Origin of the sequence: Spirulina subsalsa FACHB-351 (assembly GCF_026130165.1) — a bacterium.
Classification (GTDB): domain Bacteria; phylum Cyanobacteriota; class Cyanobacteriia; order Cyanobacteriales; family Spirulinaceae; genus Spirulina_A; species Spirulina_A subsalsa_A.
Genome location: NZ_JAIHOM010000263.1, coordinates 1 through 701 on the forward strand (window position 1 = coordinate 1; position 701 = coordinate 701).

The window sequence follows — 701 nt, forward strand, 5'->3', positions numbered from 1 at the left end:
GTAACAGTGAGACTCCATCCATCAGGACGGTGGCATATATCCATTAGTTTTGATGATCCGACTATCAAGCCTCTACCAGTTAACGACAATGCCATCGGTATGGACTTGGGAATAACAAGCCTGATTGCCACTAGTAATGGCAACAAGGTTTCCAACCCCAAGCAATTCAGAAAACATCACCGTCGTTTACGGTTGGCTCAGAAGAGTTTAGCCCGGAAAGAAAAAGGATCTAAAAACAGGGAAAAGGCAAGACGTAAGGTGGCAAAGATCCAGCTTAAGATTTCTGATTCCCGTCAAGATTTTCTACATAAATTGACCACTCAACTGGTGTGTGAAAACCAAACCATCGTCGTTGAGACTTTAGCGGTCAAGAATATGGTTAAAAACCACAAGTTAGCCTTGTCCATTAGCGATAGTGGCTGGGGTGAGCTTGTACGTCAGTTGGACTACAAATGCCGTTGGTATGGGAGAAAACTGGTCAAGATTGACCGCTGGTTTCCTTCCTCCAAACGTTGTAGTTCCTGTGGGCATATTGTCGATAAAATGCCCCTTAACATTCGAGAGTGGCAATGTCCGAGTTGTGGAGTTAACCATGACCGGGATATTAATGCCAGTGCGAACATTTTGGCCGCTGGACTAGCGGTGTCAGTCTGTGGAGCGACCGTAAGACCCGAACAGAGTAAATCTGTGAAGGCTGGTGC

1 protein-coding gene is annotated in these 701 nt (G+C 45.9%); it reads left to right on the forward strand.

The window, feature by feature from the left end; all coding sequences use genetic code 11:
• Positions 1 to 701 (forward strand): RNA-guided endonuclease InsQ/TnpB family protein (locus K4A83_RS22765; RefSeq protein WP_407810284.1); only part of this gene is annotated, 701 nt, incomplete at both ends.